The 15,575-nt window shown below is 63.3% G+C and carries 13 protein-coding genes; 8 read left to right on the top strand and 5 right to left on the bottom strand.

The genetic code is table 11. The annotated features are described in order from the left end of the window. Positions 1–36: 36 nt before the first annotated feature. From ACILSO_RS23380 to ACILSO_RS23390, 3 genes are all read right to left on the bottom strand, one after another. Positions 37–1,209, bottom strand: coding sequence for an efflux RND transporter periplasmic adaptor subunit (locus tag ACILSO_RS23380; protein ID WP_395739889.1), 1,173 nt, complete (start codon positions 1,207–1,209; stop codon positions 37–39). Positions 1,210–1,379: 170 nt separating this feature from the next. Beyond that, positions 1,380–2,627 carry a TolC family protein gene (locus ACILSO_RS23385; RefSeq protein ID WP_395739890.1) on the bottom strand — a complete coding sequence of 416 codons (1,248 nt, stop codon included), beginning with the start codon at positions 2,625–2,627 and terminating at the stop codon, positions 1,380–1,382. A 122-nt stretch (positions 2,628–2,749) separates the two neighbouring features. After that, positions 2,750–3,223, bottom strand: coding sequence for a hypothetical protein (locus ACILSO_RS23390; RefSeq protein ID WP_395739891.1), 474 nt, complete (start codon positions 3,221–3,223; stop codon positions 2,750–2,752). Between the two features lie 379 nt (positions 3,224–3,602). Here ACILSO_RS23390 and ACILSO_RS23395 point away from each other — a divergent pair, with 379 nt between their 5' ends. From ACILSO_RS23395 to ACILSO_RS23405, 3 genes are read left to right on the top strand one after another with little or no spacing between them, the layout of a single operon-like run. Further along, positions 3,603–4,208, top strand: coding sequence for a hypothetical protein (locus ACILSO_RS23395; protein WP_395739892.1), 606 nt, complete (start codon positions 3,603–3,605; stop codon positions 4,206–4,208). Positions 4,209–4,230: 22 nt separating this feature from the next. Next, on the top strand, positions 4,231–5,187 hold the full coding sequence (locus ACILSO_RS23400; RefSeq protein WP_395739893.1) for a hypothetical protein: 957 nt from the start codon (positions 4,231–4,233) through the stop codon (positions 5,185–5,187). 9 nt (positions 5,188–5,196) lie between these two features. Further along, positions 5,197–6,663: a hypothetical protein gene (locus ACILSO_RS23405; protein ID WP_395739894.1), complete on the top strand. Its 1,467-nt coding sequence runs from the start codon at positions 5,197–5,199 to the stop codon at positions 6,661–6,663. 127 nt (positions 6,664–6,790) lie between these two features. Here ACILSO_RS23405 and ACILSO_RS23410 read toward each other — a convergent pair whose 3' ends face one another. After that, the gene (locus ACILSO_RS23410; protein ID WP_395739895.1) at positions 6,791–7,312 is read right to left on the bottom strand and encodes a DUF4919 domain-containing protein; all 522 of its coding nucleotides are present in this window, start codon (positions 7,310–7,312) and stop codon (positions 6,791–6,793) included. A gap of 229 nt (positions 7,313–7,541) precedes the next feature. Between ACILSO_RS23410 and ACILSO_RS23415 the strand changes: the two genes are divergently transcribed. The 5 genes from ACILSO_RS23415 to ACILSO_RS23435 all read left to right on the top strand — a co-directional run bounded on the left by ACILSO_RS23415 (position 7,542) and on the right by ACILSO_RS23435 (position 13,761). Beyond that, the gene (locus tag ACILSO_RS23415) at positions 7,542–7,859 is read left to right on the top strand and encodes a hypothetical protein (protein WP_395739896.1); all 318 of its coding nucleotides are present in this window, start codon (positions 7,542–7,544) and stop codon (positions 7,857–7,859) included. A 240-nt stretch (positions 7,860–8,099) separates the two neighbouring features. Next, positions 8,100–8,411 carry a hypothetical protein gene (locus ACILSO_RS23420; protein WP_395739897.1) on the top strand — a complete coding sequence of 104 codons (312 nt, stop codon included), beginning with the start codon at positions 8,100–8,102 and terminating at the stop codon, positions 8,409–8,411. A 377-nt stretch (positions 8,412–8,788) separates the two neighbouring features. Continuing rightward, entirely contained in the window at positions 8,789–12,262 is a 3,474-nt protein-coding gene (locus tag ACILSO_RS23425; protein ID WP_395739898.1) for a peptidylprolyl isomerase, read from the top strand. Positions 12,263–12,715: 453 nt separating this feature from the next. Beyond that, complete coding sequence (locus ACILSO_RS23430) at positions 12,716–13,192, top strand: hypothetical protein (RefSeq protein WP_395739899.1); 477 nt, start codon at positions 12,716–12,718, stop codon at positions 13,190–13,192. 209 nt (positions 13,193–13,401) lie between these two features. Next, the gene (locus ACILSO_RS23435) at positions 13,402–13,761 is read left to right on the top strand and encodes a hypothetical protein (protein ID WP_395739900.1); all 360 of its coding nucleotides are present in this window, start codon (positions 13,402–13,404) and stop codon (positions 13,759–13,761) included. A gap of 227 nt (positions 13,762–13,988) precedes the next feature. Here ACILSO_RS23435 and ACILSO_RS23440 read toward each other — a convergent pair whose 3' ends face one another. Beyond that, on the bottom strand, positions 13,989–14,909 hold the full coding sequence (locus ACILSO_RS23440; protein ID WP_395739901.1) for a hypothetical protein: 921 nt from the start codon (positions 14,907–14,909) through the stop codon (positions 13,989–13,991). Positions 14,910–15,575 lie beyond the last annotated feature (666 nt).

Genomic DNA, 15,575 nt, shown 5'->3' on the forward strand with positions numbered 1-15,575 from the left:
GTCTTTGAACTCCAGTTGCGGCGCAACTGGACAACTTTAGGCGGGCTGTTTGGGGTGGTCGTGCTCGTCGGAGTGAGGGGAGCGGCGGGTGAGGAGAGAGATGAGGAGAAGGATGGAGAGGAGGATGGTGGTGTATTTCCAGATGGGGCTCTGGGGGGCGGTGGCGGCTTCGTGGTCGTGATCGTGGCCGTCTTCGTCGTGGTGTGGGGTGCCGTTTTTTTTGGCTTTCATCTCAGCGAGTTTTTCGGGAGTGAGCTCGCTGCCGTCTTCGGCGTGTTCGTGGCCGTGGGCGGCATCGAGGGCTTCCTTGAGCGAGATGCCGCTGGCGCCGGCGAAGGAGAGGGAGTAGGCGCCGCGGGTGACGACTTCGTCGGCGGGGAGGAGGCCGTTGGTGATCTCGACGTAGCGGTCGTTGATCTCGCCGACGGTGACGGGGCTTTTGATGAAGGCGTTTTTGAGGTCGAAGTCTTTGACGTAAACGAAGCGGTTGCCGCCTTCTCCTTGAAGGGCGGAGCGTGGGACGGCGACGACATTTTCGCGCTTGCTCATGACGATGCTGAATTCTGCGCGCATTTCGGCGCGAAGCTGGCCGCCGGTATTGGGGAGGCGGAAGATGGCGTCGAGGGTGCCGCTCTGGCGGTCGGCGCTGGTGCCGAAGCGGAGCAGCTCGCCTTCGAATTTTTCATTGGGCAGGGCGGCGACTTTGATGTGCGCCTTGGTGCCGGGCTTCATCTGGCCGGCCTGGTGCTCGGGGACGCGGGCGACGGCATAGACTTCGGTGAGGTCGGTGATTTCGAGGACGGCATTGCTGGGCTCGATGGGGGCGCCGGGATGTTGATTGACCTGGGTGACGAGGCCGCTGATGGGGGCCTTGAGGGTGATGGTGGGCGGGGGATCGCCGGGCTGGCGGCTTTCGACTTTGACGACGTCGTCGCCTTCTTTGACGGTGTCTCCGGGAGCGACGCGGAGCTCGACGATGCGGCCGGCGATGCGGCTGCTGAGGTCGGCGATTTTTCCGGGGATGGCCTGGATGCGGCCGAGGGAGAAGAGGGTGGTCTCGAAGTCGGCTTCTTCGACTTCGACGGTCTCGATGCGGAGGTTTTTAACGCCGGTTTCATCGAGGACGATGGTGTTGGAGGCGCGCTTGGTGTCCTCGGCCGCGTGGAGCGGGAAGGTGGTGGCGAGGAGGAAGAGGAGGATGGGGCGCATGAGGGCGGATGCTGGATGCTGGATGGCGGAAATCGTGGGAGGTGGGGAAACGGTGGGACCGAGGACGAGTTCGAGTAGGAGGACGAGGACGAGGACGAGGTGTGCGGGGCGGTGGGCGAGGACGGGACTGAAAAGGGAGGAAGAGGAGGAGGAGTGTTTGGAGGGGGGGGCTACTTGGAAGGTTGTTGGAGGGCGGGGGCGTGTTGGCCGGTGGCGGATTCGTAGCGGATGCGGGCGAGGTGGAAGTCGCGGAGGGCATCGAGGGAGGAGGATTCGAGCTGGAGGCGCTGGTCGCGGGCGCGGAGGACGGAGAGGAGGGGGGACTGGCCGGACTCGTAGGCTCGTTGCATGTCGGACATCTGCTCGGCGGCGAGGGGGAGGAGGGTGTCGCGGGTCTCGTGGACGATGGCGGCGTTGGTCTCCATCTCGCGGCGGGCGGTGCCGGCTTCGCTGTTGATCTGGAGGGCGAGGGCGGTGCTCTCCAGCTGGGCGCGCTGGGCGGCGGCGGCTTTTTCGGCGATCTCGCCCTGATTGCGGTTCCAAAAAGGGAGCGGGATGGAGAAGCGGAAGCCGGTGTAGCCGGTGTGGACGCGGCTGCTGGGGGCGACGTCCTGAAATTCGTTGGAGGTGAAGAAGCCTGCCTTGATGTCGGGCACGCGGCGGGCGCGGGCGAGCTGCTGGTCGGTCTGCGCGGCGGCGATTTTGGTCTGGGCGAGCTGGTAGTCGGGGCGCATTTTCCAGGAGGAAATACCAGGAACTGCCATGATGGTGAGGTCTCCGGAGATGAGGAGGCTGTCTTCGGCACGGAGGCCGAGCATGGGCTTGAGCTGGCCGAGGAGGCTGACGCTCTGGGCCTCCAGAAGGCGGGCCTCCACGCGGAGGCGCTGGGCATCGAGCTGGATCTGCTTGGCGTCCAGGGGGGAGACTTCGCCGGCTTTGGCGCGGCCGGTGGCGAAGTCGGCGAGCTTTTTCGCGATCTCGGTCTGCTGCTGGCGAAGCTCCTGCTGGCGGGCGAGGGTGAGGAGGCGGATGGCTTTGTCCTGGGCGTCTGCGATGAGGCGGCGCTCGGCATCGCGGACTTCGAGTTCGGCGCTGGCGACGAGCTGGGAGGTGAGTTTTTTCTCCAGGCTGAGACGGCGCGTGAGGGGGAAGGTCTGGTCAAAGGAGTAGATGGCGGTCTGCGGACTGACGCGGCTCTGGCTCTGGAAGTCGTAGCCGACGGTGGGATTGGGCAGTCTGCCGGAGCCGAGCTGGCGGCCGCGGGCCTCGGCGATGGCGAGGCGCGCGGAGGCAAGGTCCGGGTGGTGCGTGCGCACGCGCTGGGGGATGGCGGAGAGCGGGAGGTCAAGGGCACGAGCGGGCACGGTGCCGAGGGCGGCCAGAAGGAGTGCGAGGAGGCGGAAAAGGAATGAGTTCATGAGGACAGAAGGTGTTCTGAGGGACATGGGCATGGTGCTGCCATGCCTGATGGGTGAGGTGAGGTGGGACTGCATGACAGCCGGTCAGCCATCCGTCTTGGGATGGCAGGCTGTGCTGTGCCTCAAATTCTCAAAGCGACTGCGTGCGTCAGCATCTGCGGCCACGGTCGGTGTGCGACGGGTGGTGGATGGGCTGAAAGCGATGCAGAGGAAGTGAGGGATGCGGGGCCGGTGAGGGACGGCGACTGCCATTCTGGCATGACGAGCGCGACTAGCGCCGGGGCGATGGCGGAGAATTCGATCTTGCTGGAGATGCTGGCGAGCAGGCTTTCGATGAGGGCCTGGTGCTCGTGGGTGCCGCCTTCGCTGCCTTCTTCTCCGTCGTGATGATCTTCGGTGCCCTGGCAGGGAAAGGGGGCTTCATCTTCATGCTGGTGGCAAGCGGCGGAGTGGGGACCGTGGCAGTGGTCTGCAAAGGTGACGCGTTCGACGCCGCCGCAGTCGCAAAGGAACCCTCTGCCCATGCCGAACACCTGGGCAAACGCGAGGGCCAGAAGGGCCAGTGCGATCAGGAGGTGCTGAAAGGGACGAAGCATGCTGAGGGATAAGATGGGGGACGCGGGTGTTTATTCAAACTGTTTGTGGGTGGGACGATGGGGGGATCTATGATTTATGATTTCGGCGGTGATGGGAGGATGAGTGCGCGGTGAGTGGTGAAAAATGACGGGAGGGATAAGGCCATGATTTTCAAAGCTGGAGATGGGCGGGCTTTAGGAGGCAGACTTATGTATCTACTATAATCATTGACGCGGTGGGCCTTTTTTGCTGAAAAAGGGAATATGAAGACACGCACAGAACGGTCTGCCATTTCGGCACTGCGCACGGCGATGGGTGCGGTGTCTGCGAGAGTGGCGGAGATCGTGTGCATGATCTTTGCCCGTGAGCCAGCGCCACTCCCCTGCCCTGTATTTTCCCATGAACCTGCTCTACGATCCCGACCACCGCGGCGCTGATGCGCCGAAGACTGAATGCATGAGGCCCACGCGAAGCCGTGCCTGCACGCGCGCTGCGCGATGGATGCGAAATGGACTGGCGGCCGGGGCAAGCCTGCTGCTGAGCGCCTGCGCGGGGCTGAGCGGGGGGAGCCTGACGGAGGACCAGGACTGGAGAGCAAACGGCTTCCGCTACTACGACTCCTCCCCGTATCTGCTGGTGTACACCGACAACAAGGGAGGACTGAACTCCGAACTCAAATACATGCCGGACCTGACGAAGAAACGGCAGGTGAAGCCCTACCAGTTTCTGGCATCCGTGGATGGAACGCTGACGTTTGAGGACGGCATCCTGACCGGGGCTGAGTCGAACGGGGATGGCACGGCGGTGCCGAAAGCGGTGATCAGTGCGCTGGAAAAAACAGCGAAGGCGGCGATCGCGGCGGACATGGGCACGGCGCGCGAGGCGATGGACGCGGACGGCCTGGCCCCACGGGTGTACCTGTTCAAGATCATCAAGACGATCGATGACAAGGGCAACTATGTCTGGGAACTCAAAGGCAGCAGCGGCAGCCCGGTCAAATCTTAACCTCCCACCCACTCTTTTGCTCATGTACTTCTTCAAGCCGCTCTTCATCGTGCTTCTGCCTCTGGCGCTGAGTTCGTGCCTCTCGCGCATCACGGTCAAAAAAATCAACAACTCGGATGTGAATGCCGGGAGCAAGGCGAAGGGGGTGCGCTACTCCCTGCCGCAGCCATTTGTGATCGGCACGCCGCAGCTCAATGGAAAGGTGTCCTACCGGGTGGAGTATCTGCCTGACCCGGACAACGAGTATGCGGTGAACACGTGGAGCTTCATGGCGAAGCACAAGATGAAGCTGACGCGAAGCAGCAACGGGATGCTGAAGATGGTGGCCTACACGCAGGACGACAGCACGGTGGCGGCCTCCATGGTGGACACAGCGGGCAACCTGGGAGAGGCCCAGATCAAGGCGATGGCGGCGGCCGCGGCGAAGAAACCCTCCGGCGCGGATGCGAGCGCGAGGGATGGCGAAGGCGAGGCGCCGCATGTGAGCACCAGCGCGGCCGGCCCGGTGATCTACCGTGTGGTGGAGGACCCGCGCTTTGGCGTGCGGCTGGAACCGGTGAAGTTCAAGGTCACGCTCAATGGGGGCGCGCTGAAGCCTGAGGAGCAGCGCCGTTTTGAAACGACGGGAAGCCCGGCCGATGCGCCCGCGGCCCCTGCGCCTGCCACCGGAAAGCCCGCACTGGTGTCTCCTGCGACGGTGACTTTGAAGAAGAATGATTTTCCGGGCAAGGACCCGTTCTTCACTGTGACGTTCAACATGAAGGTGAATTCCGAGGGGCTGACGCTCACGGAGATCTCCGGCAACAAGGACCGGACGTCCGAGTGCAGCATCGAGCTGGCAAACTCCGACAAGGCGGTGGTGACGCTGAAGAAGGCGGAGCTGGCCACGGGGAAGTACACGCTGAGCCTGGCGGTGAGCAGCGCGAAGGACAAGAACCAGATGGCGAAGCTGCCCATCACCCTCCAGCTGGACAACTGACCTGATGCCATGCCTGAGACACTGCCGCTGACCTGCCACCTGGCCTATCTGGGAGGAGTGCCGAGGGACATCGTGCCGCCCGAAGGACCGGCGGTGGTGTGCAGTGACGGCGTGACGCGGAGCCTGCCGGAGGTGTTTGGCGCAAACTCGCACGACATGGTGGAGCTGACGCTGGACACCACGCGGCTGCAGGGCGCGGCCAAGGATGCGGGAAAGGCGGTGGTGACCATCGCGGACCTGCACAGCTTTACGAGCGAGATCACCGGGAATTCGCGCGATGCACCGGCCGGACCGCTCAGGGACATCGCGCTGATCTACGCGCCGGCGCTGGAGAAACATCCGGAGATCCGGGGGCTGATGTTTGACACGGGGTTTAAAACGGACCTGGACGACAGCAACTGGGCGCAGTGGGCCGCATGCTGCCGGGAGGGCTGCGCGGTGTTTTTGCAGAGCATCCGGAACACGCGCACGAAGAGCGAGGAGGTGGAGCAGACGGCCTACACCAGCGTGCATGAGCTGGGGCACGTCTTTAACCTGCTGCACACCGACGACCCGTGCTTTCTGCGCTCGAGCCCGGATGACAGCGCACCGCCGCGGACGTGGTACCGGTTTAATGCGGACAACCGCGCGTACCTGACGGACTGCCTCCAGCCGGCGGTGTACCCGGGTGGCAATCCTTTCGGCGACCACGCCTACATGGGCAGCGGGGATGTGAGGCAGCCGCATGCGCAGGGCCGCCCGCCGCTGGAGCTGGAGATCCAGACGAGCCGCGATGAGTTTCTGCCTTTTGAACCGGTGGAACTGGACATGACGCTCTCCCTGGTGCCGGGAGCGAGGGTGCCACGCGGACTGCGCAACGAGATGGACCCTGCGTATTCAAGTTTCACGATCTGGATCGAAGATCCGCGTGGCGAACGGCGGCGGTACCGGTCGATCAACCACTGCTGCGACAATCCCGCACCGTGCAAGGTGGGGCCGGGCAGGCCGGTGACACGTGACCTGACGCTTTTTGGGCAGTCCGGGGGATACACCTTCCGGCATGCGGGCGTGCACCGGGTGTGGATCACGTGGCGCCTTTCCCCGAAGCTGACGCTGAGTTCAAACACGCTGGAGATCAACGTGCGCCCGTGGCATGGGCTGACCACGACGGAGCAGCGCCTGTGCAAGGTGCTGCGCAAGGCGGGGCGGCCGCTGTTTTACCGCAAGCGGCTGTGGAGCCGGCGGGAGAATGAGGCGCTGACGAGTCTGTGCGCGGATTTTCGGGGGAAGGCGCAGCGCTTTGCGGCCACCATGGCGACGCATGCGCGCTGGCACATCCAGCGAGATCTGGCACGGCACAACGCCGCCTACCGGAAACAGCACGAGAAGCACCTGCGCGAACGTGCACGCTGGCTGCATGATCAGGATCTGCTGGGGGACTACCGAAGGAGGAAGGTGAGGCAGGCCCTGGAGACGATGGAGGAGGGAGAGTGGTGAGCATGGGCGCAGACGAATGCGTGTGGCGTGCGGAATGCTCCTGGGCGGCCGAACCGTGATGCGGCGCTTCCAAGCGGGCTGCGATCCCAAACTCAGTGATTCGAAAAGCTGCGATTGGGTATTTGGGTTATTCTCCGATCCTAGCCTTGAGAAGGTCCATGATTTCGGTGATGTCGAACCAGACTTGCCGGCCGTCTTCGAGGGTCATGGCGTCAAAGGCGCGGCCGTCTTTTTTGATGAGGGCCTGCTGGGTGGGCTTCATGTCTTCGGCCATGAGGAGGTCGTATTCGTCCGAGGTGCGGGTGACGAAATAGGGCTGCTCCTGGGTGCCTTCCCCGGTGCTTTTGATGCCGTCGAGCAGGGCGGAGTACATGAGCTGCTCGAAGCCGGATTCTTTTTCGCGCCCGAGCTTGTGGTAGGCAAAGCCGAGGTACATGTGGGCGCTGGGACTGAGGAGGTGATTGGGAAAGAGGTTTTTGGAAATGACTTCGACGACTTCCTCCCAGCGGTCTTCCTGCATGAGGGCGGAGACGCCGTCGAGCGCGGCGCTGTAGGGATCAAAGCCCTCGGCGGAAAGGGCGGCCTGCCTGAGGCCCATGAATGAGTCGAGCGAGGGGTTCTCAAGGTAGTTGAAGAGTTGTTCGCGCATGGGCTTGGGGGGGGCTTTGTACTTGATGAGAGAGATTTCCGAGGCGGATGTCAATGGTGCTGTGGGGTGGGGAGCGGGACGTGGAGGAAGAAGGGCTGGTAAAAGATGGATGGTAAAAGATTTCAGCGGCTGGAGTGAGCGCACCGAAGAATGGATGTGTGCTGGACGTGTGCGTGGGGATGACTGAGTAAAGGGGTGATGAACGGTGACTGATGATTTTCTTTTTTTTATGAACACGAAACCTGTGAATGCTCCCTCTGCTTTTAAGACGCCGCTGCGCCTGCTGGTGGTCAGCCTGGTGATGATGGTGATGTGGCTGGTGGGGCTGGTGGTGTTTGGGGGGGATGCTTTGAAGCTGCTGCTGCGGGAGATGGGGACGACTGAGCCTGCGAAGCCGGAGGTGATCGGGGCGATCCTCGAGAAATTCATGAGCGTGGAGATGATCGCGACGGGGACGATCGGGGGGATCGGGATGATGCTGTTTCAGGTGGCGGTGGTGTGGATCTTGGTGCTGCTGATTGTGCGGGCGAGCAGAGGGGGGAAATAAGGATGAAGGATGAGTGCGGGGTGCTGGGAGGGGCGGTGGGGCCATGGCGTACGGACGTCCTCGCAGTCGGGCGGTTTGGCGGAGAGGGCTGGTGAAGATGGGGACGCGCCGGGCGCCAAACACGCCCAACCTACCGCCGGAATGCGGCGCTTTCGGTGCACAAGTCTGTGCAGGTTTGTTTTCAACGGCTCATGGGATCGGTGCTGGACATGGGGAGTGCGCGGCTCACACTATTTCTGCATGAACCTGACCGCTGGGAAAGTTCGCTCGCCCTTTGCGACGCCTTTGAAACTGCTGCTGGTCAGCCTGGTGTTGTTTGTGGTGTGGGCGATTGGGATGATCGCTTTTTCCTACGAGCCTGCGATGGCGCTGCGGGATGAAATGGGGAGGCCGGGCCGTCAAGATCCAGCGGTGATTCGTGGAATCCTGGAGCAGTTTCTCAATGGCAGGCTCTTCGCGCTGGGAGTGCTTGGGGGGATTGCGCTGGTGCTGCTGCAGGTCTCGGGAGTCTGGCTGATGGTGGTGGCGATTGCGAGGGCGCGGAGGCCGTGAGGCAAGCCGCGTACTGGAACGAGGAGAAGAACGAAGTGGGAGGGAGGGCAGGAAATGTCTGCTAGGATTGTGGCTTATGGGGAAGGCGGCTTTTTTGGCTTTTGTTTTGAATTTTTTTACGCACCGTGGAGTCCATTGAGTCCGTGCGTGATGGGAGGGTCTGGCGTGCTGCTGCTGCTGTGTTTAGGGTGAGTTTTTTTTGATGCAGGCGATGGAGCTTCTTTTTTCGCGGGCGGACTGACTGACTGACTGACCCACCTACCCTTTTTTCTTGGTGTGAGAGCTGGCCGTGATGCTGACGTGCGATGATGGCGCGCGTGGCGGAAGGGGCGGTCCTCTCCCTCTTGTTTTTCTTTCTCACTCATTTTTTTCTCTGCATGAAAACCTATGCGCTGGTGATTTCGGGACTGATGCTGCAACTGCTGGCGGGGGTGTGCGGGGCGGCGGAGGCGGCACCAGCAACGGCACCAGCAACGGCGACGGCAGCGGCAACGGTGCCTGCGGAGGCGAAGGTGGGGGCGCTGGGCAGTGCGAAGAGGCTGGTGTTTGAGGGGAATGTGACGTTTTCTTCCGAACATCTGCAGCAGGGGCTGCGGGTGCATGGGGACTGGGTGCTGGCGGCGCACCCGGCGGCACCGCTGGCGGGGTATGTAAAGGCGACGCGGGAGGCGCTGCTGCGGGGCTACCAGCGCGCGGGATTTCCCCTGGCGGAGGTGAAGGAGACGCGCTGGCTGGAAAATCCGCAGCGGCTGCTGTGCGTGATTTCCGAGGGGCCGCGCTACATGGCGGGCGCGGTGACGGTGACGGGGACGCGATCGGTGCCGGCGGCGCTGATCGTGGAGAAGCTGACGACGGGGGAGAAGAAACCGGCGGGGAAGACCAACGTTTTGAGTTCGGAGAAAAAGGCGGAGTGGGAGAAGGACAAGCCGGCAAAGTTGGACTTCGCGCGAAACACGGAGCTGAGGGACGTGGTGCTGAAGCTGATGGAAAAGGAGGGGCTGATGCAGGCGAAGGTGAATGTGGACATCGTGCGCAATGATGCGGCGCGGACGGCGGAGCTGAAGGTGAGGATTCTCTCGGAGGGGCCGCGTGCGGTGCTGGATGACATCATCATCACGGGGCTGAAGCGCGATTCGCAGACAGCGCTGCTGAAGTACCTGGGGCTGCGGCGCGGGCTGCCGTTTCTGGCGGGGCAGGTGCAGGAGATCGAAAAGCAGCTGCTGGAGAGCGCGCGCTACACCTCCTACAAGGTGACGGCGACGCCGCACAAGGCGGACCGCCCGGAGATGGACCTGAAACTGGAGCTGGTGGAAATGCCGGAGGCTCCCAAGCTGGACAAGCCGCTGCCGGCCGCGCAGGCGACGCTGGTGAATGCGGCGGCATGGATGAACCATGTGCTGAACTCGGGGGAGGAGGATCTGCTGCTGTCGGTGAACTATTTTCCGAAGACGGGCGGCATGGCGGCGGTTGAGATGACGTACAATGCGCTGAAGGGGCTGCACCTGGAGCTGCAGATGGCGGATGATGTGACGGGGGTGAAGAACGTGCGCCGGTGCTCGATGCATTACGCCCGGGACGAGGTGAAGGCGCTGCTGTGGGCGCACGAGGGGCGCACGAAGCAGTGGATGAGCTACCCGATCAAAAAACACTACATTGCGCGTCTGTTTGCCAACATCACCACGGACGAGCCGAAGGATGGCAAGACGCTGGGGACGCTCAGCTTTGGCGCGGGGCTGAACCAGAAGTCCACCGAGGCGGGAAACAGGCTGCTGAATTTTGAGCTGAACCTGACGCCGGCGGCGGCGCTGCTGGACACGCTTCGGGAGAAGGAAGAGTGGGTGCGCAAGGACGGGCTGCTGATTTCGGAGAGTCCGATGGTGCCGGGCGGGAATGACGAGTACTTTGCGCTGGAGGAGAAGACGGGGCGGCTGCGGGAGCTGAGCGGCGGCAAGTGGGAGAAGGATCACAAAGGGTATGGCCGCTACCGGCTGAAAACGGAGGTGGGTGCGTGGGAACGGGTGACGCGTGAGATGGAGGCGCAGTCCGCAGGCCTGACCAACAGCTACGAGAAGGGGGAGCCGCTGGCTTCGTGGGCGGGCTTTCTGACGGCGTGCTATGTGCATGGAGACCTGACGGGGAAAAAGGAGGCGGCGCTGAGCGCGGAGGAGGCGCAGCGCCGGATCGCGATGGTGCAGGAGGTGGCGCGGAGGATGAGCGTGTCCGTGCCGTCTTTTTACAGTGCATTCACGACGCTGGACGGGGACTCGTTTTTTGTGCCGGGGGATCCTGACAAGCCGCGGGGCAAGGAGATGACGAGCTCGATGGTGGCGGAGCTGGGCCTGACGGTGGTGGACGCGCTGGTGGAGGAGGGCAGCTGGCCGTGGCTGCTGGCGCGGGAGGTGTACTACAGCACGAGCGGGCGGAATGAATACACGGGGAGCATTTTGGACCAGGTGCGGGGAGATCCGCAGCTGGGGCCGGTGGGCAGCTACCTGGCCTCCGTGCTGCTGGACTGGACGCTGCCGGCGGAGGCGGGGGGCTTCCGGCAGCTGGCGCAGGCAAAGCTGAGCGCGGATGAGTTTCGCAGGGACTGGGGTCTCCTGCTACAAAATACCAGTGAAAGCCAGCGCGCGGCGGGGCTGGAGCTGCTGGAAAAGCTGCGGGACGGCTCGGCCAACGTGGACTGGGTGAAGGACGTGGTTTTCACCGTGGGCAAGGGCACGAAGGTGAGCCTGCACCCGGTGCTGAACACAATGGTGACCGAACTGCGGCGCGACAAGGAGCGGCCGCTGGCGGAGGCGGTGACGGCGGTGATGGACAGCGTGTGGAACGAGGAGCTGGGCGGGCTGATGCGCACGGCGCTGACGCCGAAGGGCAAGGACGGCAAGCCGGTGGATCCCGCCCTGGTGGCGGCGGTGGTGGGGGATGTGGAGATCAGCCGGGCGGCGCTGGCGGACGAGGTGGCCACGCGGCGGCAGGTCTTTCTGCGCAAGCCGGGGGGGACTCAGGCGAAGCTGAGCGCGCAGCGCGCGGGGATGGAGGAGGAGGCGCTGAAAGGGCTGATCGAGGTGGAGCTGTACAACGCGGCGTTCAAGGCGATGGGGAACGTGATCGACGTGAAATTTGGGGATCAGGGGATCAATGAGATCGTGGCGAATGCTTTCGAGGGCAACCGGGCGGGGCTGGAGCAGGAGCTGAAGAAGGTGGGAATGACGATCGAGGAGTATCGCGAAAAACTGGCGAAGCAGGCGGTGGCGCAGGCGATGCGGATGAAGGTGGGAGAGATGGCTCAGCCGCCGACGGCGGAGGAGGTGGCGCGGAAGGCGGAGGCGCTGAAGACAAAGGCGGAGCCGGAGCGGCAGGTGCTGCTGCGGACGCTTTCGGTGCCGAAAAAGACGGTGGAGCAGGGCGAGGAGGCCCAGCAGAAGCTGGTGAATGACCTGCGCGCGCAACTGGTGGCGGGCGGGGATTTTGCGAAGCTGGCGAAGAAGCACTCTGCTGACAGCCGCGCGAGCGACGGGGGCCGGATGGACTGGATGCCCCCTGCCCTGCTGAGCGCGGCGATCGGCGGGCCGCTGGCAAAGATGAAGCCGGGCGAGGTGAGCGATGCGCTGGACCTGGGGACGGTGTGGATCCTGGTGAAGTTTGAGGAGGAGCGGCTGCAGCCGAAGTCTGCGGCGGAGCTGCAAAAGGAGGCGAAGGCGCTGCTGAAGGAGGAGAAGGCGGAGGAGTTTCGCCAGGGCTGGCTGAACAATGTGCGCGGGAAGTTCAAGGTGGAGATCCTGCCACGGGCGGAGAAGATGCTGCCGGAGGGGGAGACGGGGACGCCGAAGAAGAACACGGGGTGCTAGGTTTGCTGAAACTGATGACCGGAAAGGACGGCCTGCGGAGCAGCTGGGAGGACTGCGGAGGCGGTCAGGTCGCGTGGTATGTCATACTATGGGCTGTTGGAAACGGGTATGGACGAAGGGGCTTTTTTTGGAGGGGGTGTTTCGGGGGCGGCTTGAGCGTGGGAGCGTGAGTTCGGAAGCTTTGAGCGTGCGGTGGGCGCCGGGGGCTTGCGAATGCGCGGGTGGTCGGGCGGTTTGGCAGAGGGGGCGCTGGAGGTACGGAAATCTCTGGGGGCCAAACACGCCCAACCTACGTTCCGGAGGTGCGCCGCGTATGGAGGGGCTCGCTATGGTGGTTTGAGCCGTAGTGGATTTTCTCAAACAGCTGAGGCTGCAAATGCTACGATTTGTCTTGCGCGGGGGAGAGCGTACGTGGGAATATGAGAAATAGTTTCAATGTGGGATTACTTTTTTATGATGAACAAGGTAAAGCGTGCTTTAGCCGGCACCTTGGCGCTGGGGTGTTTTCTGGCTGCGGCATCTTCGCCTGAGCCAGGGGTGGATAACGGGATTTTCCCATGGATGACGGCTACGGCGTCGGAGGCTGCTGCGCGGGCTGCTGCGGGATCGCAGGCGGACAAGGAGGTGTTTCCACGCTGGAGCGTGGTGGGGGAGTGGCGGATGACGAACCCGGCACGGACGGATGTGCTGACGCTGAAGGCAAATGGCAGGGTGATCGCACAGCAGACGCAGACGACGGCGGAATGGGCGCTGAAAGCGGAGGGCGGGACGCCGATGCTGGTGCTGCGGTGGAACGCGTCTGGCACGGAGTCTCTGGCGATGGTGGGGCCGGATCACTTCCGCGGGCGGATGTCGTCGGGGGCGTTTATGGACCTGCGACGCGGGGAGGAGAAGGCGGAGACGAAGGAAGCCGGGGACGAGATGGAGTGAGCGGGCTGTTTTGGTTCTTGGTTCTAGGTTCTTGGTGCTTTGTTCTGGCTGAGGGGGGATTTGGAAAAAAATGAGGGTGGAATGATGATGGACGCGACCGGTGGCGGGTGGGAAGCGTTATAAATTCCACAACCAATAAAAGAGACCGCTGCCGGGAGGCGGCGGCGCCTCTGGCATGATAAATCGATGAACCTGAAAAAGTACGCCGCATGATCTTGGGGGAATGTCTTGGCAGCCGGGGTTTTTTATCGCGCGAGGACTGGGAGGCGGCGGTGGAGCAGCTGCGTGCGCATGAGCTGGAGGTGGAGCTGGGTATGGTCGAGGGGTCGGATGCGGATGGGGAAGCGGCAACGTGCGCGTGCTGGGTGCGGAACACCGCGGAGTCAAAAACGGGGGTGCTGGTGCTGCGCGAACGTGAGGGGAAGAAACCAGGGAACGTGCTGGTGCTGTGCAAGACGCCGCTGCTGCGGGTGCCGTTTGTGCAGCCGAAGGTGAGCGAGGCGGAACTGCTGCTGCGGGAGGTGCTGGGGGTGCTCCGGCTGCATGGGTTTGTGGCGGGACCGGTTTGAGGGTGGGGCCCGTTCTTCGCCCTGCGGGCTGGATGCTGGAGGCTGTAAACTGGGGGCTAGGGAGCTGCGGTGCGCAGTGCTGCGGCGGGATGGCGTGAAGGCGCTTCTGGTGAACGCGGTTTGCGAAGAAAGGGATGGGTTTGCTTCCCGGATGGTGTGGGCTGACCCAGGGTAGCCTCGCCAAGGCTCGGCAATCCTGGGCTTGTCTGGGCTCTGCCGGAGGGCGGTCAGGGGCGCTTGAAGGGTGTGGTGGGGGACTGATCGCTGCGGGTGCGCCAGTCGGCTTCGGGGATGCGTTTGAAGGAGGTGACTTTGCCGTCCTGATGCTGGAAGAGGTAGTGGGCGTGGAGGCCGCCGCCGATGTGAAAGGAATATCCGAGGGTTGCGCTGTCTTCGAGGTCGGGCGGGCCGAGGTGGTCTTTGAGGTCGTCGAGGGTGGCGGTGATCAGATTGAGGGAGGTGAGGTGGGCCTCGAGCTCGGTGTAGAGGCGTGTCTCGATCAGGGTACGGACATCGACTTCCCGGAGCTGCTTTTTGAAGTGGTCGAGGGCGCTGGTGAGGGCGGTGTCGTAGTGCCGGAGGGTGGCTTCGTGCCTGGGGGCGATGAGGTAGTACTCAAAGCAGTAGCGGTAGGGAGGCGCGAGGTGGGCGGCGGCGACCTGGGCGGGCGCGAGGATGGTATGATCTACCATGCCAAAGAGATCCGGGGCGGGGCGGGCGCCCTGGCCTGCGCCTTTACCTGCACCTGCTGCGGGGCGTTGAGTCTGGGACTCCTGGCGGCGGCGGGCGAGCTCGGCCTCGGAGGGATGGTGGACGTAGGTCTGGTAGATGCCGTCAAAGAGGTCGCGATGCTGAATGCGGTGCAGGGCGATGAGGTGGATGCGGTCTTCGAGGAGGGAGGGATTGAGCTGCTGGATCTGGGCGGGGCTGAGCTTTGCGGCTGCGGTGCCGAGCTGGTGCATGAGGAAATCGAAGCGCGCACCGTCCTCAAAGCTGGTGGAGTTTTTTTGATTGCTGAGGATGAGAGAGATGATCTCTGTGAGCGGGCTTTCCGCCGCGCAGGCATGGGAGAGGGTCAGCAAAAATGCTGTCACAAAGCACAGTGTGGTTTGGAGGGGGTGGCTGGCGGGGCCTGTCTGCTTCTTCAAGGTTGGGGGTGAGGAGCTTCGGGCGAGGCTAAAGGTTTGTCCAGCGTGGAAAGATGGAGCGGGGGCTAGATAAAGTACGCAGAAAGGTGAAAGAGGAAGGCGGGTGGTGCGTTGCGCGGAGACGGTGCAATGGGGGAGGTTTGGGTGCTGGTTGCGCAAAGAGGGCTTCCAGATTCCGGCTGAAGCCGGTACTACAATGCGGGCGCTGGGTTGCTTTGACGCCCGGGGTGTTTGCGGGGTTTCCAGAGCGGGATGCTGCGGAGGTGTGAAGTGAACGTGGTGCTGGGTGCTCGGAAGAGCGGGGATTTGTGATGGGGAGAAAGCGAGCTCCGAGGGGGCCGGAATGTGGAATCGGGTGGTAACTTTGTGTGCTCGCACGCCTGGAAACGGCGGCGGGCGTGTGGGGAGCTTGATGTGGTTCGGAATTCCGATTCCGAGAACGTGCCCGTCGCGGTATCGGAATACCGCGCTACATCCCCGCGCGTCCGCGCTGGATGCAGCGGATGGGCCATGGAGGCAAGAAGGGGAAGTTCGTCAGAAGGGGCTGAGCGGGTGGGGTTTTCGATTGCGATGGATGGGGGCTGGAAGGAGGAGCCTGGGGTTTGGGCCAAGGAGCCTCGCGGAGAGATTCGGCGGGTGCTGGGAGGAATGCGGAAGGACGTGGGG

This window comes from Prosthecobacter sp., assembly GCF_044226605.1.
GTDB lineage: Bacteria > Verrucomicrobiota > Verrucomicrobiia > Verrucomicrobiales > Verrucomicrobiaceae > Prosthecobacter.

What these genes read in the sequence shown, in the direction of transcription:
- ACILSO_RS23380 (WP_395739889.1), bottom strand. Translation starts at nt 1,209, where the DNA reads ATGCGCCCCATCCTCCTCTTCCTCCTCGCCACCACCTTCCCGCTCCAC.
- ACILSO_RS23385 (WP_395739890.1), bottom strand. Translation starts at nt 2,627, where the DNA reads ATGAACTCATTCCTTTTCCGCCTCCTCGCACTCCTTCTGGCCGCCCTC.
- ACILSO_RS23390 (WP_395739891.1), bottom strand. Translation starts at nt 3,223, where the DNA reads ATGCTTCGTCCCTTTCAGCACCTCCTGATCGCACTGGCCCTTCTGGCC.
- ACILSO_RS23395 (WP_395739892.1), top strand. Translation starts at nt 3,603, where the DNA reads ATGAACCTGCTCTACGATCCCGACCACCGCGGCGCTGATGCGCCGAAG.
- ACILSO_RS23400 (WP_395739893.1), top strand. Translation starts at nt 4,231, where the DNA reads ATGTACTTCTTCAAGCCGCTCTTCATCGTGCTTCTGCCTCTGGCGCTG.
- ACILSO_RS23405 (WP_395739894.1), top strand. Translation starts at nt 5,197, where the DNA reads ATGCCTGAGACACTGCCGCTGACCTGCCACCTGGCCTATCTGGGAGGA.
- ACILSO_RS23410 (WP_395739895.1), bottom strand. Translation starts at nt 7,312, where the DNA reads ATGCGCGAACAACTCTTCAACTACCTTGAGAACCCCTCGCTCGACTCA.
- ACILSO_RS23415 (WP_395739896.1), top strand. Translation starts at nt 7,542, where the DNA reads ATGAACACGAAACCTGTGAATGCTCCCTCTGCTTTTAAGACGCCGCTG.
- ACILSO_RS23420 (WP_395739897.1), top strand. Translation starts at nt 8,100, where the DNA reads ATGAACCTGACCGCTGGGAAAGTTCGCTCGCCCTTTGCGACGCCTTTG.
- ACILSO_RS23425 (WP_395739898.1), top strand. Translation starts at nt 8,789, where the DNA reads ATGAAAACCTATGCGCTGGTGATTTCGGGACTGATGCTGCAACTGCTG.
- ACILSO_RS23430 (WP_395739899.1), top strand. Translation starts at nt 12,716, where the DNA reads ATGATGAACAAGGTAAAGCGTGCTTTAGCCGGCACCTTGGCGCTGGGG.
- ACILSO_RS23435 (WP_395739900.1), top strand. Translation starts at nt 13,402, where the DNA reads ATGATCTTGGGGGAATGTCTTGGCAGCCGGGGTTTTTTATCGCGCGAG.